The sequence below is a fragment of the Mesorhizobium sp. CA16 genome (assembly GCF_020165175.1).
GTDB lineage: Bacteria > Pseudomonadota > Alphaproteobacteria > Rhizobiales > Rhizobiaceae > Mesorhizobium.
This window is the reverse complement of the sequence record NZ_JAIUHP010000012.1, coordinates 17,429-38,896: the sequence shown is the minus strand read 5'-3', so window position 1 is coordinate 38,896 and position 21,468 is coordinate 17,429. Positions and strand designations below refer to the sequence as shown.

Genomic DNA, 21,468 nt, shown 5'->3' with positions numbered 1-21,468 from the left:
CGATTTAGAAGGGCCCGTCGCGCAAATTCTCCCTCGGTCGGGGATTTTTTGCGGAAACCTTGGCCAAACAACGGCATTGCGCCGGCGTCCTCTTCGTGGAATGACGATAGCACATCGCAGCCGCCATCCCCTTTTCAGCCGATGACCCGATCCACAGTTTTCACGCCGTTCGACATAGTCGAGGGCGACCGCAAGAAAGGCGTCGTGCTTCTCGCCGACCACGCCCGCCGCGATCTCCCCGACGAATACGGCAGTCTCGGCTTGCCGGCGTCCGAATTCGACCGTCACATCGCCTATGACATCGGCGTCGAGACGGTGACGCGCGAGCTCGCCGCTGCGCTTGACGTGCCGGCGGTGCTTGCCGGTTTCTCGCGGCTGCTGATCGATCCCAACCGAGGCGAGGATGACCCAACCATGATCCGCCAGCTCTATGACGGGACCGTGGTGCCGGGAAACTATCCGATTGCCCGGGAGGAGCGCGAGCGCCGGCTCGACCGTTTCTACCGGCCCTATCACGACGCCGTCGGGGCGATGATCGCCTCCGTCGCCCATGCTTCGGGCAAGGCGCCGTTCATCCTCTCCGTGCATTCCTTCACGCCGGCGATGCAGGGTTTTGTCCGCCCCTGGCATGTCGGCGTCCTGTGGGACCGAGACGACCGCGTGGCGCGGCCGCTGATCGACATGCTGGCCGAGGACAAGTCCCTCGTCGTCGGCGACAACGAACCCTATGACGGCGCGCTGCGCGGCGACACCATGTTCCGCCACGCCATCGTCAACGGCTACGCACATGCTCTGATCGAAATCCGTCAGGACCTGATCGCCGACCGCGCCGGCGCTTTGGCCTGGGCCGAACGCTTGGCGCCGATCGTTGACGCCATCGACCGGCGCCCCGATATTCATCAGGTGAAAATGTTCGGCTCGCGCACCGGACCTGTGTGACGAGACCGACGGCGGAGTTCCCCATGACCGAGCTCAACGACGACCAGAAACGCGATTTCGAGGCAGCCGCGTTCCGCCGGCTGGTGGCGCATCTGCGCGAGCGCGGCGATGTCCAGAACATCGACCTGATGAACCTCGCCGGCTTCTGCCGCAACTGCCTGTCCAACTGGTATCGCGAAGCCGCCGAAGCCGAAGGTGTGGCATTGTCGAAAGACGCTGCGCGCGAGATCATCTACGGCATGCCCTATGCCGAATGGCAGGCGCTCAACCAGACCGAGGCGTCGGAAGCCAAGAAGGCCGAGTTCGAGGCGCGACGGCCAAAGGATCACTAAGCAGCGACGACGCACGCTTTCGCGACTTCGTCATTCCAGGGCGGAGCAAGGAGCGAAGCGACGCGCGCAGACCCTGGAATCCATTCCGTGACGCCTGCCGAAGAGCACGGCGATCCAGAATATCGTCGCATCGGCGCCGCCCGGGAACATTCTGCATGGTAGCGGCGCTCCTAAGTCACGGAATGGATCCTCGGGTCTACGCGCGTCGCTTCGCTCCTTGCTCCGCCCGTGGATGACGAACGGAGAGGCGTCGTAGCAATCGTCAAAGCAGCAGCCTGCCGCGAACGACGCCGACCCCCGATCGCTCCCTTGGTCCAAGCACTTCCCCGCTGCGGTCCTTGACTACGAATTGAATCGATCTAATTTGCCGCGCGAATCCTTTTGCATGGCGGATTTCAGACCATGAGCGTGCAAACCACGATGCAGGCCGCGGCGCGCGGCCGCTGGGCCGTCGCCGGTATTTTCCTCGCCAATGGTTTCTTGACCGGCAGCTGGGCGCCGCAGATCCCGGTGTTCCTCACCCGGCTCGACATCACCCGATTCACCCTCGGCCTGCTGATCCTCCTGTTCGGCGTCGGCGCGGTCATCGCCATGACCTGGTGCGGCCATCTGATCTCCCGGCACGGCTCGCGCAGCGTGACGCGCTGGTTCGGTGTTTGCGGCAGCTTCGGCCTGCTGATCGTGGCGCTCGCCCCTAACGTTCCGCTGGCGGCGATCGCCATGCTCGTCTTCGGCGGCTCAATCGGCGGCATGGATGTCGCGATGAACTCGAATGCCGTCGTGGTGGAAAGGCGGCTTTCGAGCGCGATCATGTCGTCGTCGCACGGCTTCTGGAGCCTCGGCGGCTTCGCCGGTGGCGCGCTCGGCGGCTACTCGATCCAGAATTACGGCTATCTTGCCCATGCCGTCGCGGTGACGGTGATAGCCTTTGCCGTCATCGCGTTTGCCGTTCGTTATCTCATCGCCGAGGGCCGGCCGCAGGCGGTCGAGCACCAGAAGTTCACGCTGCCGCGGCACATGGCCGTCTATCTGGTCGGGCTGATGGCGCTGCTCACCATGATCTCGGAGGGCGCGGTGCTCGACTGGGCGGCGCTCTTCCTGCACCAGGAACTCGGCGCCGATCTCGCGGTCGCCGGGCTGGCCTATGCCGCCTTCTCCGGGGTCATGGCGCTGATGCGTTTCCTGGGCGACGGCGTGCGCAACCGCTTCGGCGCGGTGTCGACCTTGCGCGGCTCGGCGCTGGTCGCCGCCGCCGGCATGCTGGTCGCCGGCCTCTCGCCCTCGCCTTACCTTGCCATAGCCGCCTTTGCTTTCTGCGGCTTCGGCATCGCCAACATGGTGCCGATCATCTTTTCGGCCGGCGGCAACCAGGAAGGCATGTCGTCCGGCACCGGCATGAGCGTCGTCACCACCATGGGCTATTCCGGCATATTGGTGGCGCCGTCGGCAATCGGCTTCGTCGCAGAGCATTCGAGCTTCGGCCCGATCTTCGTCGCGCTGTCCGCGCTGCTGGTCGTCGTGCTCTTGATGGCCGGCCTCGCTCACCGGGCCGAATTCGCACCTGAACCCGTCCCAGCCGAATAGCGCTTCAGTTCCTCGTGCAGGAAATCCGCCACGCGGCGGATGCGCATGCTGGTGCGCACGTCGCGATGCATGGCGAGTCAGACCGGCAGAACCGGCGAGGGCAAATCGGGCAACAGTTTTTCCAGGTTCGGATCGGCATGCCCTGGTGGGTGCTGCGCGCCGGCAGCCCGTTCGTGGCCATGTGGCGCGAGATCGTCTCGATGTCCTATCTGCGCTTCGAAGCGCGCCGGCTGGTCTCGACGCGGATGGAGGAGGTCATCGGCGAAATCCCGCACACCCCGCTCGACCAAGCGGTGAAGGAAGCATTGCAGGATATCGGCGTCGCCGCGGAGCCGTCGCGCCTCGCCGCCTGATCGCAGCATGCCAAAAAGCGGCCGATCCGGCAGCCCGGCTGCAAACTACAAGGATCGGTCGGGCATGTCTGCGTTGGCAGGCCGTATGCCTTGGAGACTGGCTGAGGCCTCCCAACCTCGTCATCCACGGGCGGAGCAAGGAGCGAAGCGACGCGCGCAGACCCGAGGATCCATTCCGTGACCTCGAAGCGTAGCAAGGGTGCAGAATTCTGCTTCGCCGCATCCCACGGCCCAGTTCACGCAATGGATTCCAGGGTCTCCGCGACGCCGCTTCGCGGCTGCTCCGCCCTGGAATGACGAGATTGGGCAAAGCTTCAGCTAATTCCCAGCGTTTGCGCTGGCTGCAGCCTTTCAAATCCCTGGACCGAGGAACCGGTCAGATCCTGCCCATCAACAAGAGTATCAACAGCACGACCAGGATGACGCCGACGATGCCCGAGGGGCCGTAGCCCCAGGATCGCGAATGCGGCCATGCCGGCACGGCGCCGATCAGGATCAGGATAAGGATAATTACGAGAATTGTGCCGATCGTCATGAAAAACCCTCGCCGTCTGGTTGAACTTCGAGGGAACAATGCAAAAAGCCGCCCGGTTGTTCCCGGGCGGCTTTTTTCCTTGGGGTTGTGAAACGGTCTATTCCGCAGCTTTCGGGAAGGCCTCCGCCGGCCCCGCGCCCGTCTCGCTGGGCGGCTCGTCGGTCATGACTTTGCCTTTGCCGCGCCGCAACAGGCGGCTGAACCAGCCGCGGCGCTGGCCGGGCTTCACCTTGGCGCGGGTGAACACCATTAGCATCGAGGGCGTCACCACCAGCGTCAGCAGCGTGGCGAAGGACAGGCCGAAGACGATCGCCGAGGACAGCGAGATCCACCATTGCGTCGACGGCGCGTTGATCGTCGTCTCGTGATGAAAGATTTCGAGACCGAGCCCGAAGGCGATCGGCAGCACGCCGAGAATGGCAGAGACCGCCGTCAGCACCACCGGACGGGCGCGCTCGCGGCAGGTCTGCAGCACCGCATCCATCTTGTCCCAGCCTTCCTCGCGCAACCGGTCGTAAGTGTCGATGAGCACGATGTTGTTGTTCACCACCACACCGGCCAGCGCGATGACGCCGATGCCCGACATGACGATGCCGAAGGCCTCGCCTGTCAGAAGCAATCCGAGGAACACGCCGATCGTCGCCATGACCACGCAGGACAGGACGAGCCACACGCTGGTGAATTTGTTGAACTGCGCAAGCAGCACCAGGAAGATCAGGAAGATCGCTGCGCCGAAAGCCTTGCCGAGGAAGGCGCTGGCTTCCGCGCTGTCCTCGTTTGAGCCGGCGAGCTTCCAGCGGATGCCGCTGCCGAGATCCATATAGCTGACGGCCTTGGTGACCTGCTCCTGCACCGCCGCGACCTGCGCGCCGGCGCTGACATTGGCCTGCACGACCACGGTGCGCGCGCCGTCGATGCGGTTCAGGATGCCGACGGTCGGCTCCGGCTTGCGCACGACGAAATTCGAGATCGGCACCGACCCTTGCGAGGTCTGCACCCTGAGCTCGTCGAGCGTCGACAGCGTGCGCCGGTCCTCGGGCAGGCGGAGCCGGATGTCGACCGCGTCGTCGGCGCCGGCCGGCCGGTATTCCGACAGCTTGAGGCCGTTGGTCACCAGTTGCACCACCGTGCCGACCGAAGTTGGGCTGATGCCGTATTGCGCCGCCTTGGCGCGGTCGACCTCGATCGCCCAATCGACACCGGGCGGCGGCAGGCCGTCCGAAATGTCGATGACATTGGGGATCTTGGCGATGCGTGCCGCGACCGCGCGCGCCTTATCGTCGAGCCCGGCCGGGTCGACGGCCGACAGCCTGATCTGGATCGGCTTGCCGGTCGGCGGGCCGGCTTCCGGCACGCGCACTTCGACATCGACGCCGGGAATGCCGGCCATCACGCCGCGTAGGTCGTCGAGGATCTGGTTGGCCGACTTGCGCTCGCGCCAATCGACGAACTCGTACTGGATGACGCCGACCACGTCTTCCGGAATGTCCTGGCCGCCGCCTTGCGTCTTGCCGACGCGGGTATAGACCGACTTCACGCCGGGCCAGCCGAGCAGACGGTTTTCCGCCGTCTTCGTCGCGGCGTCCATTTCGGCCAGCGAAAGATTGCCGCGGGCATGCACATAGAGCAGGCCGTAATCCGGCTCGACGCTGGGGAAGAACTCGACGCCGGCGCCATATTTCGAATAGGCGAAGCCGACGCCGACCAGAAGTCCGACGGTGAGCAGGATCACCGTGATCGGGAAGCGCACAGCCTGCTTGACCACCGCCATGTACCAGCCGTCGCGGTTGCCTTCCTCGTGATGCTCCGGTGCCTTGGCGAAGATCGCGCCCAAAGTCGGCGCGAAGACCAGCGCGTAGAGCATCGAGGCCGACAGCGTCACGATCAGCGTGATCGGCATATATTTCATGAAGTCGCCGATGATGCCCGGCCAGAACAGCAGCGGCGAGAAGGCGGCGATGCGCGTCATCGTCGCCGCGATGACCGGGCCGGCCATGCGCTTGGCGGCCAGCGCGAAGGCATCCGCCTTCGGCATGCCCTCGCTCATGCGCCGTTCCGCGAATTCGGTGACGATGATGGCGTCGTCCACCAGCATGCCGACGGCCAGGATCAGGCTGAACAGCACGATCATGTTGATCGTGTAGCCCATCATGGCAAGCAGCAGGATGCCCATCAGGAACGATGACGGGATGGCAAGCCCGATGAGCAGCGAGGCCCGCCCCGACAGCGCATAAAGGATGACGATGAACACCAGGATGACGGCGATCATCACATGGTTCTGCAGGTCGCCCAGCAGCTGGTTGACGAAGACCGACTTGTCCTGCGTGTAGGTGACATGCATGCCCTCGGGCATGGTCTTGATAAAGGTGTCCGACACTTCCCTGACATGGTTCAACGTGTCGATCAGGTTGGCGCCTATGCGCTTCTTGACTTCGATGGCGATCGCAGGCTTGCCGTTGAGGCGAGTGACCGTCTCGGCGTCCTTGAAGGTCGAGCGTATGGTCGCGATGTCCTTGGCCTGGACCACGGCGTTCGGCGTGGCGACCACCGGCAGGTTCGCGACATCCTCGGGCGTCTCGATCAGCGACGGCACCTTGACCGCGTATTTGCCTTCCGAGCCTTCGAGATTGCCGGCCGCGACCAGGCTGTTGGAGGAGGCGACGCCCTGGATCACCTGGTCGAGCTGCAGTCCGTAGGAGGAAAGCTTCACCGGATCGACGACAACCTCGACAAGGTCGTCGCGAGCGCCCTGTAGCGAGCCTTCGAGCACGCCGGGCACCTCCTCGATGCGGTCGCGCAGCTCGCGCGCGGCCGACGTCAGCACGCGCTCCGGCACATCGCCGGAAAGCGTGACGACCAGAACCGGGAATTCCGAGACGTTGACCTCGTTGACGGTCGGCTCTTCCGCCGCCTGCGGCAGGTCGGCCTTGGCGTCCTGCACCTTGCTGCGCGTATCCTGCAGCGCCGTCGCGAGATCCGTCTGCGGCTGGAATTCGACCAGCACATAGCCGCCGCCCTGGAAGGCGGCTGAGCGCATCTCCTTGAGCCCCTTGAGGCTCTTGAGCTTGCTTTCCATCGGCCTCAGCAGCAGGCGCTCGGAATCCTCCGGTGAGATGCCCTGATAGATCAGGCTGACATACATCATCGGAATCGGAACGTCGGGCTCTGCTTCCTTCGGCGTGGACTGGTAGGCGACCCAGCCCGCAACGACCAGAAACAGCAGCGCCGATATGGTGAGGCGAGCGTTGTTGATGGCGAGTCTGACGATATCCATGACTTCGGCCTGTTATGCTTCGGGGGCTGCGGACTGCCATCGCCGGATTGGGCCGGCGACGGACGCGTCCTGCTTTACTGCGTGCCGGCGGTGGCTTCGCCAATCAGCTTGTCGATGGTCGCCTGGTCGGCCTCGACGGGCTTCACCGGATCGCCCTCCTTCACCAGCTCCTGGCCGGCGACGATGATGCGCGCATCTTGCGGAATGCCGCCCAGCACCAGGCCGTGCGGCGTGTCGTCGACCAGGTCGATCGGAAAGAACGCCACCTTGTCGTCCTTGCCGACGGCGCGAATGCCGAGGTCGCCCTTGTCGCCGAGCGTCACCACCGAACGCGGCAGCATGACCGCGTTGGTCGGCTCGGCGCTGAGCGCGATCTCGGCCGTCATGCCGGCGGGGATGGAGCCGTCGGGATTGGGTATCGCCACCTCGACGCGGAAGGTGCGGGTCTGCGCCGAGGCATCGCGGCTGATGTAGCGCACGGTGCCGGTGACCTTCTGGTCGTTGACGAGGCGGACATCGGCCTCGTCGCCGATCTTGACGTAGCGCAGGTCGCGCTCGCTGATCTCGCCGCGGGCGATGACCGGATCGAGCTTCAGGACTGTCGCCACCTCGCCGCCCTGCATCACCGAGCTGCCGAGCTCCACCGGGATGCGGTCGATGACGCCGTCGAATGGCGCCTTGACCTCGTTGCGGTCGAGCTCCGCCTGCGCGGTGTCGAGCTGCGATTGCGCCAGCGTCAGGTTGGAACGGGCGGTATCGAGCTGCAGCTTCGGCAGATTGCCGGTCTTGGCCAGCCGCTCGGCAGCATCGAGCTCGGCTTTGCGCTGCGCCAGCAATTGCTTGGCATTGTCGACGTTGGAGATCTTCTCCTCGGCCGCGAGCATCAGCACGAGGTCGCCGGTCTTGACGCGGTCGCCCTGCTTGACCGGCAACTTCTCGATGACGCCGGCGACGCGCGTCGCCAGCACGGCCCGCTTGTCGGCCTCGGTCAGGCCGGAGATGCGGATGGCGCGCGCATAGGTTTTGCGCGGCGGCGTCACTACGGCGACCGTGCGCAACGCGGCTTTGGGCTCGGCTTGCGCGGCGTCCGGCTTGGTGGCCTCCGGCTGAGCGGGCTTGCCGGCGTCGGCGTGCTTGTCGGTGGCGGCCGACTTGTCGGTGGTAACCGACTTGTCGGCGGCGCTACCGACGGACGAAAACTCACCCGTGCCCATCCAGGCCGCGAATCCGATGAGCACGACAATGGCAGCAAGCTTGTGAAACCTGATTTTCGGCATCGTCATTTTTTCCGTTGCAGGACCTGGCGAGGTCGGCGCTTCCGACTTCGGGCGCGCGGCCGATATGGGTGTGCGCGGGGCCTAGTTCAATTTGCCGTGATCGGCGAAGCGCAGCTTCTACCTGAAAGTTGCGGCGCAATATAGTCGGAAAAGTTGCGGTAGCATTGCGAAGTGGAACGTGGTTCCTCGACAAATCCAAGCTTTTCTGCCAGACGGCTGCGCTTTTTTCCGGCGCGCCGATAGTTTTCCATGGCTTCCCTAACGTTACTGGCAACAGCCGTCAGGATGATGCGGAAAGCTCCCATATGAAGCGCCGATCATCCGCGTTGACCGCGGTTCCATCCCCGCCATTCCCGGGCTGAAGCTGTCAAGTGATGAGCTTCAGCAGCCGGAAAAGACGCTCGAATGTCTTGCCATAGGGCGGGCGCAGCAGGCCGCCGGCGCTGAGCTTCGACTGGATGAAGATGGGCTTTTCCTTGCTGAAGGTGCGAAAACCCCACTCGCCGTGATAGGCGCCCATGCCGCTGTCGCCGACGCCGCCGAAGGGCTGCCGCTCCTGCGCCAGATGCATCATGCAGTCATTGACCGTGACGCCGCCGGCCACGGTTTCCCGCATGACCCTGCGGCGATTGGCGCTGTCGCTGCCGAACCAGTAAAGCGCCAGTGGACGCTCGCCCCGGTTCACATGATCGAGAGCCTCGTCCACGCTGCCATATTCGACGATCGGCAGCACCGGTCCGAAAATCTCCTCGCGCATCAGCCGCAGAGTCTCGCCGGCATTGCGCACCAGCACCGGCGCCATCTTGCGGTCGCTGATGCCGAGCTTCTCGTTCGCAGGATTGATCTCGATAATGTCGGCGCCGCTGTCGCGCGCCTCGGCGACCATGTCGCTCAGCCGCCGGTGATGCCGCTCGCTGACGATCGCCGTATAGTCGGGATTGTCGCCGAAGCGCGGATAGAGCTTCGCGATTGCCGCCGCGAACTTAGCCGCGACCGCCGCGCCCTGGCCTTGCGGGACCATCAGATAGTCGGGCGCGATGCAGGTCTGGCCGGCATTGAGCAATTTGCCGTAGGCAACGCTGGCGACCGCCGCATCAAGATCGCAGGAGGGATCGAAGATCGCCGGCGACTTGCCGCCGAGCTCGAGCGTCACCGGCGTCAGATTGTCAGCGGCAGCCAGCGCAACCTGGCGGCCGACGGCGGTCGAGCCCGTGAACAGGAGGTGGTCGAACGGCAAGGACACGAACGCCTTGCCGACCTCCGCGTCGCCGACCGCCAGGCTGATCTCGTCGGCGGCGAAATATTTTTCGACCAGGCTGGCGAGCAGGTCCGAAAATTTCGGCGTCAGCTCCGAAGGCTTGATCAGCACGCGGTTGCCGGCGGCCAGAGCGGCTGTCGCCGGCGCGATGGCGAGCTGGAAAGGATAGTTCCAGGGCGAGACGATGCCGACGACGCCGAGCGGCTGCGGCAAGAGGCGGTTGCGGCCGGGCAGGAAGGGCAGGCTGGTGGCGACGCGGCGCTCGCGCATCCAGGCGCCGAGATGCGACAGCGCATGCCTGATGCCGGCGCGCACGACGAACAGTTCGGCAAGCCGCGTCTCCTGAGCCGAGCGGGCGGAAAAATCGCTGTCGATCGCCGCGCAGATCTCGGCTTCGTGCTTTTCAGTGAGCGCCAACAGGCGCTTCAGCCGATCCTTGCGCAAGTCCAGCGTCGGGAACGGCTCCTTCTCGAAGGCCCTGCACTGCGCTTCAAACCTGACCCCGAGAGCGTTTTGTCTGGTTTGCAGCATCGCGACCTCCCCTTTACGTTCAGGTAAGCTATATCGCCCCGACAACCGAATCCAGCATTGCCCCGGTTCCGCTGGGGAAGATGCTGACAGCCGGAGCGGACTTGCTGACAGGTATGGAAGACATCAGGCGCGGCGGCGCGCAGATTCTGGCTTAATGTGCGCTGCCAGGAACTCCTTGACGCGACGCCCGGGTGCCGGGCCGCGCAGCGGCTTGAAGCCGTCGTCGAGCTCGCCTGAAAGGTCGAGCGTGGCGTTCTGGCCGACGGCGTCGTAATTCTCTTCCAGCCAGTCGCTGGCGGCGCTGCGGCCGAGGTCGCGCAGATAGGCGATGAAAGCCCATTCGGCGTTGACCTTGGACGACGCGGAGAGGTCCTTGAAAGCCTCGTCGGCATCGATGCGGTGCATGCGGATGTCGCGATATTCGCCATGCGGCAGGCGTCCGGCCGCGATCAACTCCTTGACGAAGGCGATCGAGCGGAATTCGCGCAGCAGCCCGGCATTGAAGGTGATCTCGTCGATGCGGTTCTGGATCTCATTGGCGCTCTTCGGCGTGCCTTCGCGCACCACCGGATTGATCTGCACCAGAAGCACGTCCTCGGTCGCCGCCGTCTTGAAGAACGGATAGAGCGCCGGATTGCCGCCATAGCCGCCGTCCCAATAGGGCACGCCCTTGATCTCGACGGCGCGGAACAATTGCGGCAGGCAGGCCGAAGCCATCACCGTGTCGAGGTCGATCTCGCCGTCGGAGAAGACGCGCAGCTGTCCCGTCTCGACATTGGTCGCCGAGATGAACAGCTCAATCGACTTGCAGGCGCGCACATTGTCGAAGTCGATCTCCTTCGCCACCACATCGCGCAGCGGGTTGAGGCCGAGCGGATTGGCGACATAGGGCGAGAACACCCGCGACATCGTGTCGAAGAAAAAATAGCCGGGCGTGTTCTCGATCGACCAATTGCCCCAGACCACGTCCCACGGCATGCGCTGCACCGGGCTGAAACGCCCCTTCGAGGCCACCGCTCGCCAGAAATCGTCGAGCTTTTTGCGCGCGCCTTCGACGCCGCCCCGGACATATCCGTCGGCCAGCGCCACCGCGTTCATTGCGCCGGCGCTGGTGCCGGACACCGCCGCGATCTCCAGCCGCCCGTCCTCCAGCAGCCGGTCGAGCACGCCCCAGGAAAAGGCGCCATGCGAACCGCCGCCCTGGAGCGCGATGTTGATCTTCTTCTTTTCCTCCGCCTTGCCGTTCTTCGCCATGGCGTTCCTTGTCTCGATGCGCCGGCCTACCGCTGCGTTGTTTGCACGGAGACGACGCAGTCAGCCTATGTTGCAGCGCAGCATATAGGGGCGAACCAAGGCAAGAACACGAACACACAAGCGTGATCATGGAATTTCCTCGCTCCACGAAATGGGCTACAGCATGCTGTGACTAGCGCGACTGATCAGGCCGAACCTTGATTGCCAGGTGGTTCCCCCAATCCGTCGCTGCTCCGCAGCGCCACCTTTCCCCCCTCCGGAGGGAAAGGAAGGGAGCGTTGCTGGACGAGCATTGACGGCAAAAAGCTTGGCGCCTTTCCTCTACCCCTTCGATCGGGGGAGAGGTGGCTCGGCGAAGCCGAGACGGAGTGGGGGTCGACCAGCGCTGCATAAGACAAGGCATGCGCCAAGCTGCATGCACGCTATCGCCAAAGGCCAGCCGCTTGGAAAGGTGTGCATGCCGTAGCCGAGGCGGGGCGAGGAACCGAACCTCTCAAGCAACCAGATCGGGCACCGGCCCGACATAATGCGACTGCGGCCGGATGAGCCGTCCGGTCGCCTGCTGCTCGCGGGCGTGCGCAATCCAGCCGGCAACGCGGCCGGCGGCAAAGACGTTGGAGAACGCCTCTTTCGGGAAGCCGACCGCTTCCAAAAGAAGCGCGGTATAGAACTCGACATTGGTCTGGATCGAGCGCTGCGGCTTGGCGATGCTGAGCACCTCAAGCGCCGCCTGCTCCACGGTTTCGGCGAAGGCCAACCTGCTACCCATCTCCTTGCTGCTCGTCTTGTTGCGCGAACCGAGCTGCCGCACGACCGTCTTCAGCGCATCGGCTCGCGGGTCGCGCACGCGGTAGATGCGATGGCCGAAACCCATGATGCGCTGGCCATGGGCGATCTCGTTGCGCAGCCATGCCGTGGCGTCGCCGCTGGCCTTGATGGCGTCCAGCATCTCGATCACCGGCCCCGGCGCGCCGCCATGCAGCGGACCTTTCAGCGCGCCGAGCCCAGCCAGGATCGCCGAGGTCAGTCCGGCCTGGGTCGAGGCCACCACGCGGGTCGCGAAGGTCGAGGCGTTGAGCCCGTGGTCGCAGACCGTCACCAGATAGCTGTCGAGCGCCTTGGCAAGCGCGGGCGAGGCGGAGCCGGAAAGCATGCGCAGCATGTCACCGGCATGATCGGCTTTTTCGTCGGGAGCAATAGGCGTCTTACCCCGGCCAAGGCGCAGCAAGGCCGGCGTCAGCACCGCAGGCGCCGCGACCAGCCGCAGCGCATCGGCAAGCCTGTCGCCGTCCGGCAGGACGGCCATGCCGGCGCGCATGCCGCTGTAGACGTCGAGCGGCGCAAGCTGGGCAAGCATCGGCTGGACGCGATCGAACACTTCCACCCGAGCCTTGCCGATCGCCTCCTCCAGTTCGGCATCGCTCGGAAGGTCGTCGAAGAAGCCGTCGAACAGCAGACGCACCACCTGCGCGTAGCGCCGGCGGCCGGCCAGTTCCATCAGCGAATGGCCTCGGATGGTGAGGTGCCCACCCGCGCCATCGACATCGGAAAGCACCGTGTCTGCCGCCACAACATCATCGAGCCCATTTGCCATGACCGTCTCCTTGACCTTTGGTGCATGACAATTAATGCTGCGCAATCAATGCATCAATCTTGATCAAGATAATCAATGTAAGGCGGCAAATGACGGAATGGCTGACCCGGGATGAGGCGCTGGAGCGGCTCAATGTCCGTCCGCAGACGCTTTATGCCTATGTCAGCCGCGGCCGCATCGGCATGAGGCCGGACGAAGCAGACCCGCGCCGCAGCCGGTACCGCGCCGACGACATCGCCGCGCTCGCCACGCGCCGCGACCGCGGAAGGAGCCCGCAGGCAATCGCCGAAAGCGCCATCGCCTGGGGCGAGCCGGCGATTCCCACGTCAATCTCCACGGTGCTGCATGGTCGTCTCATCTATCGCGGCAGGGACGCGGTGGAGCTTTCGGCGACGGCGACGCTCGAGGAGACCGCCGAGCTGCTATGGGCTTCCGCCCGTCCGGTATCGTTCGCCTCGCTGACCCCTTCGGCCGCCCGGCAAAGCGGCACGCCCACCGCCTTCGCCAGGCTTTCGGCGCTCGCCGCCGCAGGCTGGTCCTCGCTCGGACGCAGGCCGGCGATGCTGCAGCAGGACGGCGCCGCCGCGACCAGCGCGCTGGCAACCGCGCTCGGCGCGTCGCCGGGCTCCGAACCCGTGCATATCAGGCTGGCGCAGGGCTGGTCGGTGGAAGCCGCCGGCGCCGATCTCATCCGCAAGGCGCTGGTGCTTTTGGCCGATCACGAGCTCAACACCTCGACCTTCGCCGCCCGCGTCGCGGCCTCCACCGGCGCGCCGATCGCCGCCTGCCTGCTCGCAGGCCTTGCGACGCTGACCGGCCCGCGCCACGGCGGCGCCGGCGCGGCGGCGATCACGCTTGTCGAGGATGCCGGGCGGCTGGGTCCGGACGAGGCGATTGCACGCTGGCTCGCTCATGACCGGCCGCTGCCAAGCTTCGGCCACCCGCTTTACCCGGAAGGTGATCCGCGCGCGCAAGCACTGCTGCCCGACCTGGAGATCGATGACGGGATCGTACATCTTCGCGACGCCGTGCTCGCCGCGACCGGGCTGCATCCGAATATCGATTTTGCGCTGGCCGCGATGACGCGCAGCCTCAGCCTGCCGGCCGATGCGCCGTTCCGCCTGTTCGCGCTCGGCCGCAGCGTCGGCTGGACGGCGCATGCTGTCGAACAGGTGACCAGCAACAGGCCGATCAGGCCCCGCGCCCGTTATGACGGGCCAATTAGCGCGGGATGATGACTTGCAGATTAGCCGGAACGCGTTTGAGGTCGTCATTCTAGGGCGGAGTAAGGAGCGAAGCGACGCGCGCAGACCCTAGAATCCATGCCGTGACGCTAAGGCGTTGCAACGTATACAGAATTCTGCACCGCTGCGCCCTACGGCGTCGGTCACAGAATGGATCCTCGGGTCAAGCCCGAGGATGACGAAGGGATGGGCCTTTGCGCCAATCTCCAGCGTTCGCGATCGCCGCCAAACGGCGGCACACCCGTCAGGACATCGTGTCCAGCTTGCGCTGCATCGCCGCAATCTGCGCCTTCAATTCCTGCAGATCGTCGCCCTTCTCTTCCTTCTTCGCTGGCTCGGCGGCCGGCGCTGAATTGCCGCCGGCGGGCGGGAACGGCGTGAACATGCGCATGGCGTTCTGGAACATCTCGACATTGCGTCGCGTCTGTTCCTCGAGCGCCTTGATCGGCGTCTTCATCATGTCGATCGGCGTTTTCCCGAAGGTACCCTTGAGCTGCTCGCGAAACCGCTCCTGCTCCTTGGAGAAGGCGATCATCGATTGTTCGAGGAAGCTCGGCACGATCATCTGCATCTGATCGCCGTAGAAGGAGATGAGCTGGCGCAGGAACGGGATCGGCAGCATGTTCTGCCCATCCTTGTTCTCCAGCTCGAAGATGATCTGCGTCAGCACCGGATGCGTGATGTCGTCGCCGGTCTTTGCGTCCTGGACCGTGAACTCCTCGCCCTTCTTGACCATCTCGGCCAAGTCCTCGAGCGTCACATAGGTGCTTGTGCCGGTATTGTAGAGCCGGCGATTGGCATACTTCTTGATGACGATCGGGTCGTCTTTTGCGGCCATCCGTATCCTCCCCAGGACACCGGCACCTCTAGGAGTAAGCGGCCGGTAACGATTGCGCCCTTTATCGAGGATACGCGCAAAAGCCTCACAATTCCAAGCGGTTTGTGCACTGCGGCATCAATTAATGCTGCAGGGCATGACAAAATTCGCCGCGCGGTCAACGTCATGTTGCCGCAACCGGCGCGCGCTCTGCTTGCCGCGCATGGCGGCCATGCCCATTTCCGGTTTGACTCGGCTGCCTGAACCGGCAAGAAAGTCTTCAAGGATAGCCTAGAACACGACACCTCGAAGTCTGGAGAAGAAAATGTCCGCTTCCAATTCCATCGTCGTCGCCAGCGCCGCTCGCACCGCGGTCGGATCCTTCAACGGCAGTTTCGCCGCCACGCCGGCGCATGAACTCGGCGCCGTAGTCATCAGGGAATTGCTGGCGCGCGCGAACGTCGAGGCGGCGGAAGTCGACGAGGTCATCCTCGGCCAGGTGCTGACCGCTGCGCAAGGACAGAACCCGGCTCGCCAGGCCTCGATCAATGCCGGCCTGCCGAAGGAGACCACGGCCTGGGGCCTCAATCAGGTTTGCGGCTCGGGCCTGCGCGCCATTGCGCTCGGCATGCAGCAGATCGCCACCGGCGACGCCAAGGTGATCGTCGCCGGCGGTCAGGAATCGATGTCGATGTCGCCGCATGCCGAGCACCTGCGCGCCGGCGTCAAGATGGGCGACTACAAGATGATCGACACCATGATCAAGGACGGCCTGTGGGATGCCTTCAACGGCTACCATATGGGTAACACCGCCGAGAACGTCGCCCGTCAGTTCCAGATCACCCGCGAAACCCAGGACGAGTTCGCGCTCGCCTCGCAGAACAAGGCGGAGGCTGCGCAGAAGGCCGGCAAGTTCAAGGACGAGATCGTCGCCTTCACCATCAAGGGCAAGAAGGGCGACACAACAGTCGATCAGGACGAGTACATCCGGCACGGCGCGACGCTCGACGCCATGACCAAGCTGAAGCCTGCTTTCGACAAGGACGGCACGGTCACCGCCGCCAACGCGTCGGGCATCAATGACGGCGCCGCCGGCGCGCTGCTGATGACCGAGTCCGAGGCCGTGCGGCGCGGCATTACCCCGCTGGTGCGCATCGCCTCCTGGGCGACCGCCGGCGTCGATCCGGCAATCATGGGCACAGGGCCTATTCCCGCTTCGAAGCGGGCGCTGGAGAAGGCCGGCTGGTCGGTCAAGGACCTCGACCTCGTCGAGGCCAACGAGGCGTTCGCCGCGCAAGCCTGCGCCGTCAACAAGGGCATGGGCTGGGATCCCTCGATCGTCAACGTCAACGGCGGCGCCATCGCCATCGGCCATCCGATCGGTGCTTCGGGCGCCCGCGTCTTCAACACGCTGGTCTACGAGATGCGTCGCCGCGGCGCCAAGAAGGGCCTTGCCACGCTGTGCATCGGCGGCGGCATGGGCGTTGCGATGTGCGTGGAAGCGCTGAACTGAGCGAATAGCGAATAGGGAGTAGCGAATAGGGAAAACGGCGTCGGCGCAGCAGGCTTCAATCCCCTACTCGCTATTCGCTACTCCCTACTCGCTCCTCCGATCAACAGGGAGGAGCACACATGACCAAAGTAGCAATCGTCACGGGCGGAACACGCGGCATCGGCGCGGCGATATCGGTCGCCTTGAAGACCGCCGGCTATTCGGTCGCGGCGAACTATGCCGGCAATGACGAGGGGGCCCAGAAATTCAAGGCCGAGACTGGTATCCCCGTCTACAAATGGTCGGTCGCCGACTACGAGGCCTGCGCCGCAGGCATCAAGCAGGTGGAGGCCGATCTCGGCCCGGTCTCCGTGCTGGTCAACAATGCCGGCATTACTCGCGACACCATGTTCCACAAGATGACGCCCGCACAGTGGAAGGAAGTGATCGACACCAACCTGTCCGGCGTCTTCAACATGACGCATCCTTTGTGGAGCGGCATGCGCGACCGCAAGTTCGGCCGCGTCATCACCATTTCCTCGATCAACGGCCAGAAGGGTCAGATGGGCCAGGTCAATTATTCGGCCTCGAAAGCCGGCGATATCGGCTTCACCAAGGCGCTGGCTCAAGAGGGGGCTCGCGCCGGCATCACAGTCAATGTCGTCTGCCCCGGCTACATCGCCACCGACATGGTCATGGCCGTGCCGGAAAAAGTACGGGAGTCGATCATCGCTCAGATCCCGGTCGGTCGCCTCGGCGAGCCGGAAGAGATCGCGCGCTGCGTCGCCTTCCTGGCTTCCGATGAGGCCGGCTTCATCACCGGCTCGACCATCACCGCCAATGGCGGTCAGTATTTCGCCTGACACCCCAGTAGGTCGCCCGACACCGTTTACCGCCAAAGGCGGCTCCGGCACCGAAGCCGCCTTTTTTGTTCGCCGGCACGCCGGCGCGACACCTTGCCTCAATTCGGCACGCAAAAGTTAACGGCCGCAGCCACGCTCTGTGCATAACCGCTGCGACAAGCTGTGAATCCTCGGTGGGCAAGCTGTGGATAACACCATATCTAGGGGTGAACAAACCGGGAAAGCCGTCGGATCGCTGATTCGTCGCCGATTCGTTCCGGCTTTGGCCGGAAAGTTAACAGTGGACGGTGCAAACGTCACCGAACTCGTTAAAGGCGATTAAGAAAAATCAACAATTTCATAAACTTGAAGTCTGCGCCCAGGTCGGGTCTGACCATTGCCCGGCAAAGGTTAACGACGACCCGGGTCCGGCCGAGGCAAAGCAGGAATCGGGCCAATTCAGCGATTCAGCATGTGGTGAGACTCACCGTCAAAAAATCCACATATAGCCGTGAACAAACCCTGAATCAGAACGAGTCACCGATTCGTCGCTGATTCGTTCCAGACTCGTTCCAGCTGTTAACAAGCGGCCGATTTTGGCTGCCCCCTCCGGCATAGCCAGTTCGCGAGGGAACATTCCGCTTTCGCTTCACGCCCGAAGTCCCTATGTGTCGCCTGTCACACGCGGCGGCAGCGCCGTGCTTCAGACTACGGGCGGCAGAAACCTTATTTCCGAGCCGATGAACATCCAGCCGAAACACTCCCACCCGCTGATCCTTTCGGGCCGCGACGTGACGGCCGTGCTGGGCCCGACCAACACCGGCAAGACGCATCTCGCCATCGAGCGCATGGTCGCGCATGAGACCGGTGTCATCGGCCTCCCGCTGAGGCTGCTCGCCCGCGAGGTCTATGCGCGCGTCTGCGAGAAGGTCGGCGCCCACAAGGTGGCGCTGATCACCGGCGAGGAGAAGATCGTGCCTGCCGGCGCGAAATATTCGGTCTGCACCGTCGAGGCGATGCCGCGCGAGACCGACGCCGCCTTCGTCGCCATCGACGAGGTGCAGCTCGCCGGCGATCTCGAGCGCGGCCATATCTTCACCGATCGTATCCTGCATCTGCGCGGCCGCCAGGAGACGCTGCTCCTGGGCGCGGCCACCATGCATGGCATCCTGCAGCGCCTGTTGAAGGGCGTGTCGGTGGTGACGCGGCCGCGGCTGTCGCACCTTGCCTATGCCGGCTCGAAGAAGCTCACCCGGTTGCCGCGGCGCACGGCGATCGTCGCCTTCTCGGCCGACGAGGTCTATGCGATCGCCGAGCTGATCCGCCGCCAGCAGGGGGGTGCTGCCGTCGTGCTCGGCGCTCTTTCCCCGCGCACCCGAAATGCCCAGGTGGAGATCTTCCAGTCCGGCGATGTCGACTATCTCGTCGCCACCGACGCCATCGGCATGGGCCTGAACCTCGATCTCGATCACGTCGCCTTCGCTCAGAACCGCAAGTTCGACGGCTATCAATACCGCAACCTGACCGCCGCCGAGCTTGGCCAGATCGCCGGCCGCGCCGGCCGGCACCTGCGCGACGGAACGTTCGGCGTCACCGGCCAGGTCGACCCATTCGACGAGGAACTGGTCGCCAAGATCGAGGGACACGATTTCGATCCGGTGAAGGTGCTGCAGTGGCGCACCGCCGATTTCGACTTTTCCAGCCTCGATGCGCTGAAGCGCTCGATCGAGGCCAATGCGCCTGTCGAAGGGCTGACCCGCGCGTTGCCGGCGGTGGATGCGCAGGCACTGGAGCAGCTATCGCGCGACGGCGACATCCGCGGCTTGGCCACCGGCAAGGAGCGCGTGGCGCTGCTTTGGGAAGCCTGCGCGCTCCCCGACTATCGCAAGATCGCGCCGGCACAGCATGCCGATCTTATCGCCTCGATCTATATGGACCTTGCGCGTCACGGCCATGTCGATGAGAATTACATGGCCGAGCAGGTGCGGCGCGCCGACACGACGGAAGGCGATATCGACACGCTGTCGCACCGGATCGCGCAGATCCGCACCTGGACTTTCGTCTCCAACCGCCCCGGCTGGCTGGCCGATCAGCTACACTGGCAGGAAAAGACGCGCGAAATCGAAGACAGATTGTCGGATGCGCTGCATGAGCGGTTGACGAAACGCTTCGTAGACCGCAGGACTTCCGTCCTCATGCGGCGCCTTAGAGAAAATACCATGCCTGAAGCCGAAATCAGCCCGTCCGGAACCGTCCTCGTCGAAGGCCATCACGTCGGCGAGTTGCAGGGGTTCCGCTTCACCGCCGACCAGAGCGCCGGCGGCGAGGACGCCAAGGCGGTGCGCACCGCCGCCCAGAAGGCGCTCGCGGCCGAGTTCGAGGCGCGCGCCGAGCGCTTTGCCGCCTGCGCCAATGGCGACCTGGCTTTGGGCTCGGACGGCGTCCTGCGCTGGATCGGTGCGCCGATCGGCACGCTGGTCGCCGCCGACGAGGCGCTGAAGCCGCGCCTGGTTCTGCTTGCCGACGAGCAGCTGACCGGCCCCGCCCGCGACAAGGTCGCGGCGCGCGCCGAGCGTTTCGTCAATTTCCAGATCGAAACGCTTTTGAAGCCGCTGGTCGACCTGAAGAATGCCGACCAGCTCGCCGGCATCGCGCGCGGCATCGCCTTCCAGCTGGTCGAGCATTTCGGCCTGATCAATCGCCGCGACATCGCGGAGGAGATGAAGTCGCTCGACCAGGAAGGCCGCGCAGCGCTTCGCCGCCTCGGCGTCCGCTTCGGCGCCTACCATGTCTTCGTGCCGGCGCTGATCAAGCCGGCGCCGGCTGGCCTGGTGACGTTGCTGTGGGCGCTGAAGAACGACGGCAAGGACAAGCCCGGCTTCGGCGATGTGGTGCATGCGCTGGCTTCCGGCCGCACCTCGGTCGTTATCGACCCGACCTTCGACAAGACCTTCTACAAGCTCGCCGGCTACCGCAATCTCGGCCGCCGCGCCGTGCGCGTCGATATCCTCGAGCGGCTTGCCGACCTCATCCGCCCGGCGACCAACTGGAAGCCCGGCCTCGGCCAGCGTCCGGACGGCGCCTATGACGGTCACGCCTTCATAGTGACGCCGCCGATGATGTCGATCCTCGGCGCCACGGCCGACGACATGGAGGAGATCCTGAAAGGTCTCGGCTATCGCTCGGAGGCCAAGCCGGCCGCCGAGGTTAAGGCGAAGCTCGACGCGCTGGACGACGCCGCCCGCGAAGCGGCAGCGGCCAAGCTCGCCGCGGATAATGCCGCGCGCGCCGCGCGCGAGGCAGAGGCACAAGCCGCGGCAACTGATACGGTCGCGGAGGCAACGGTCGACGGCTCGGAGCCGGCTGCCGCCGAAGCTCCGGCTGAAGCCGTCGCGGAAGTGGCAGCGGAACCTGCCACGGCAGAGCCGGCAGAAGCTCCGGCCGCGGTTACGGAAGAGCCCGCCGCTGTGGAAGGCGCCGCAGCGGTGGACATAGCGGCAGCGCCCGAGTCGGCCGAAAGCGCCGACGCTCTTACCTCCCCCCAACACCAGGTGGAGGATAGTGCCGGCGGCGATCCGCCAGCCGAAGCCGAGGAACCAAAACCTGTGCTCCTGTGGCGCCAGGCGCGTTTCGACCATCAGCGTCCGCGCCATCGCCACGACAACCGTCGCGACAATCGCCCGCGCGGCGCCCAGCCCGCACGCGAGGCAGGCGCCGCAAGCGGTCAGCCCGGCGATCGGCCCGCCCAGGAAGGCCGCCGCGAGCAGCGCGAAGGCGCCGGCAAGCCGCGCTTCGACCGCTCGAAGTTCAAGCCGAGGCCCGAGACAGGCGACCGGCGTGAGGGCGCTGAACGGCGCGAAGGCAAGCCGCAAGGCGAACGCCGCGAAGGCCGGCCGGACTGGAAGGGCGGCAGGCAGGACGACAAGGGCAACACTCCGGCCGGCAAGCCTGCCTTCCAGGGCAAGCCGCGCGAGGAACGTCCGCAGCGCTTCGATCCGGATTCGCCCTTTGCCAAGCTCGCCGCCTTGCGCGACCAGCTGAAGAAATAGGTTCGAGCATGATCCCGAAAAGTGGGACCCGGTTTTCGGGCGAGATCATGCTCCATCAAAGAACCAGCATGATCCCGAACCGAAGGACCGCGT

15 protein-coding genes and 1 pseudogene are annotated in these 21,468 nt (G+C 64.8%); 7 read left to right on the top strand and 9 right to left on the bottom strand.

The annotated features are described in order from the left end of the window. Positions 1-141 precede the first annotated feature (141 nt). The 3 genes from LB525_RS17590 (at position 142) to LB525_RS17580 (ending at position 2,855) form a co-directional block, all read left to right on the top strand. Complete coding sequence (locus tag LB525_RS17590) at positions 142-939, top strand: N-formylglutamate amidohydrolase (RefSeq protein ID WP_095767316.1); 798 nt, start codon at positions 142-144, stop codon at positions 937-939. 23 nt (positions 940-962) lie between these two features. Continuing rightward, positions 963-1,271: a DUF1244 domain-containing protein gene (locus tag LB525_RS17585; protein ID WP_095767315.1), complete on the top strand. Its 309-nt coding sequence runs from the start codon at positions 963-965 to the stop codon at positions 1,269-1,271. A gap of 402 nt (positions 1,272-1,673) precedes the next feature. Beyond that, positions 1,674-2,855 carry an MFS transporter gene (locus LB525_RS17580; RefSeq protein ID WP_224545551.1) on the top strand — a complete coding sequence of 394 codons (1,182 nt, stop codon included), beginning with the start codon at positions 1,674-1,676 and terminating at the stop codon, positions 2,853-2,855. Here LB525_RS17580 and LB525_RS17575 read toward each other — a convergent pair. From LB525_RS17575 to LB525_RS17535, 8 genes and pseudogenes are all read right to left on the bottom strand, one after another. After that, positions 2,813-2,989, bottom strand: a pseudogene (locus LB525_RS17575) (LysR family transcriptional regulator); the annotation flags it as partial. The gene LB525_RS17580 and the pseudogene LB525_RS17575 sit on opposite strands and share 43 nt — an antisense overlap. A gap of 595 nt (positions 2,990-3,584) precedes the next feature. Next, complete coding sequence (locus tag LB525_RS17565; protein WP_040991775.1) at positions 3,585-3,743, bottom strand: DUF3309 family protein; 159 nt, start codon at positions 3,741-3,743, stop codon at positions 3,585-3,587. A 97-nt stretch (positions 3,744-3,840) separates the two neighbouring features. After that, the gene (locus tag LB525_RS17560) at positions 3,841-7,017 is read right to left on the bottom strand and encodes an efflux RND transporter permease subunit (protein WP_224545550.1); all 3,177 of its coding nucleotides are present in this window, start codon (positions 7,015-7,017) and stop codon (positions 3,841-3,843) included. Positions 7,018-7,091: 74 nt separating this feature from the next. Further along, entirely contained in the window at positions 7,092-8,294 is a 1,203-nt protein-coding gene (locus tag LB525_RS17555; protein WP_224545549.1) for an efflux RND transporter periplasmic adaptor subunit, read from the bottom strand. Positions 8,295-8,380: 86 nt separating this feature from the next. Continuing rightward, positions 8,381-8,599 carry a hypothetical protein gene (locus LB525_RS17550; RefSeq protein ID WP_224545548.1) on the bottom strand — a complete coding sequence of 73 codons (219 nt, stop codon included), beginning with the start codon at positions 8,597-8,599 and terminating at the stop codon, positions 8,381-8,383. 62 nt (positions 8,600-8,661) lie between these two features. Further along, entirely contained in the window at positions 8,662-10,083 is a 1,422-nt protein-coding gene (locus LB525_RS17545) for a coniferyl aldehyde dehydrogenase (protein WP_224545547.1), read from the bottom strand. Positions 10,084-10,206: 123 nt separating this feature from the next. Then, positions 10,207-11,337, bottom strand: a complete 1,131-nt coding sequence (locus LB525_RS17540; protein WP_224545546.1) for a patatin-like phospholipase family protein — start codon at positions 11,335-11,337, stop codon at positions 10,207-10,209. Positions 11,338-11,830: 493 nt separating this feature from the next. Then, complete coding sequence (locus tag LB525_RS17535; RefSeq protein WP_224545545.1) at positions 11,831-12,931, bottom strand: citrate synthase/methylcitrate synthase; 1,101 nt, start codon at positions 12,929-12,931, stop codon at positions 11,831-11,833. A gap of 89 nt (positions 12,932-13,020) precedes the next feature. Between LB525_RS17535 and LB525_RS17530 the strand changes: the two genes are divergently transcribed. Next, the gene (locus LB525_RS17530) at positions 13,021-14,166 is read left to right on the top strand and encodes a citrate synthase family protein (RefSeq protein WP_224545544.1); all 1,146 of its coding nucleotides are present in this window, start codon (positions 13,021-13,023) and stop codon (positions 14,164-14,166) included. 253 nt (positions 14,167-14,419) lie between these two features. On the opposite strand, the gene phaR is transcribed toward LB525_RS17530, so the two are convergent. Continuing rightward, positions 14,420-15,013, bottom strand: coding sequence for a polyhydroxyalkanoate synthesis repressor PhaR (phaR, locus tag LB525_RS17525; RefSeq protein WP_095767308.1), 594 nt, complete (start codon positions 15,011-15,013; stop codon positions 14,420-14,422). 304 nt (positions 15,014-15,317) lie between these two features. Between phaR and LB525_RS17520 the strand changes: the two genes are divergently transcribed. The 3 genes from LB525_RS17520 (at position 15,318) to LB525_RS17510 (ending at position 21,375) form a co-directional block, all read left to right on the top strand. Then, entirely contained in the window at positions 15,318-16,505 is a 1,188-nt protein-coding gene (locus tag LB525_RS17520) for an acetyl-CoA C-acetyltransferase (RefSeq protein WP_224545543.1), read from the top strand. A 119-nt stretch (positions 16,506-16,624) separates the two neighbouring features. Continuing rightward, on the top strand, positions 16,625-17,347 hold the full coding sequence (locus LB525_RS17515; protein WP_224545542.1) for a beta-ketoacyl-ACP reductase: 723 nt from the start codon (positions 16,625-16,627) through the stop codon (positions 17,345-17,347). Positions 17,348-18,066: 719 nt separating this feature from the next. Next, positions 18,067-21,375, top strand: a complete 3,309-nt coding sequence (locus tag LB525_RS17510; RefSeq protein ID WP_224545658.1) for a helicase-related protein — start codon at positions 18,067-18,069, stop codon at positions 21,373-21,375. The last annotated feature ends 93 nt before the right edge of the window (positions 21,376-21,468 follow it).

What these genes read in the sequence shown, in the direction of transcription:
- LB525_RS17540 (WP_224545546.1), bottom strand. Translation starts at nt 11,337, where the DNA reads ATGGCGAAGAACGGCAAGGCGGAGGAAAAGAAGAAGATCAACATCGCG.
- LB525_RS17555 (WP_224545549.1), bottom strand. Translation starts at nt 8,294, where the DNA reads ATGCCGAAAATCAGGTTTCACAAGCTTGCTGCCATTGTCGTGCTCATC.
- LB525_RS17560 (WP_224545550.1), bottom strand. Translation starts at nt 7,017, where the DNA reads ATGGATATCGTCAGACTCGCCATCAACAACGCTCGCCTCACCATATCG.
- LB525_RS17520 (WP_224545543.1), top strand. Translation starts at nt 15,318, where the DNA reads ATGTCCGCTTCCAATTCCATCGTCGTCGCCAGCGCCGCTCGCACCGCG.
- LB525_RS17550 (WP_224545548.1), bottom strand. Translation starts at nt 8,599, where the DNA reads ATGGGAGCTTTCCGCATCATCCTGACGGCTGTTGCCAGTAACGTTAGG.
- LB525_RS17530 (WP_224545544.1), top strand. Translation starts at nt 13,021, where the DNA reads ATGACGGAATGGCTGACCCGGGATGAGGCGCTGGAGCGGCTCAATGTC.
- LB525_RS17565 (WP_040991775.1), bottom strand. Translation starts at nt 3,743, where the DNA reads ATGACGATCGGCACAATTCTCGTAATTATCCTTATCCTGATCCTGATC.
- LB525_RS17585 (WP_095767315.1), top strand. Translation starts at nt 963, where the DNA reads ATGACCGAGCTCAACGACGACCAGAAACGCGATTTCGAGGCAGCCGCG.
- LB525_RS17510 (WP_224545658.1), top strand. Translation starts at nt 18,067, where the DNA reads ATGAACATCCAGCCGAAACACTCCCACCCGCTGATCCTTTCGGGCCGC.
- LB525_RS17545 (WP_224545547.1), bottom strand. Translation starts at nt 10,083, where the DNA reads ATGCTGCAAACCAGACAAAACGCTCTCGGGGTCAGGTTTGAAGCGCAG.
- phaR (WP_095767308.1), bottom strand. Translation starts at nt 15,013, where the DNA reads ATGGCCGCAAAAGACGACCCGATCGTCATCAAGAAGTATGCCAATCGC.
- LB525_RS17515 (WP_224545542.1), top strand. Translation starts at nt 16,625, where the DNA reads ATGACCAAAGTAGCAATCGTCACGGGCGGAACACGCGGCATCGGCGCG.
- LB525_RS17535 (WP_224545545.1), bottom strand. Translation starts at nt 12,931, where the DNA reads ATGGCAAATGGGCTCGATGATGTTGTGGCGGCAGACACGGTGCTTTCC.
- LB525_RS17580 (WP_224545551.1), top strand. Translation starts at nt 1,674, where the DNA reads ATGAGCGTGCAAACCACGATGCAGGCCGCGGCGCGCGGCCGCTGGGCC.
- LB525_RS17590 (WP_095767316.1), top strand. Translation starts at nt 142, where the DNA reads ATGACCCGATCCACAGTTTTCACGCCGTTCGACATAGTCGAGGGCGAC.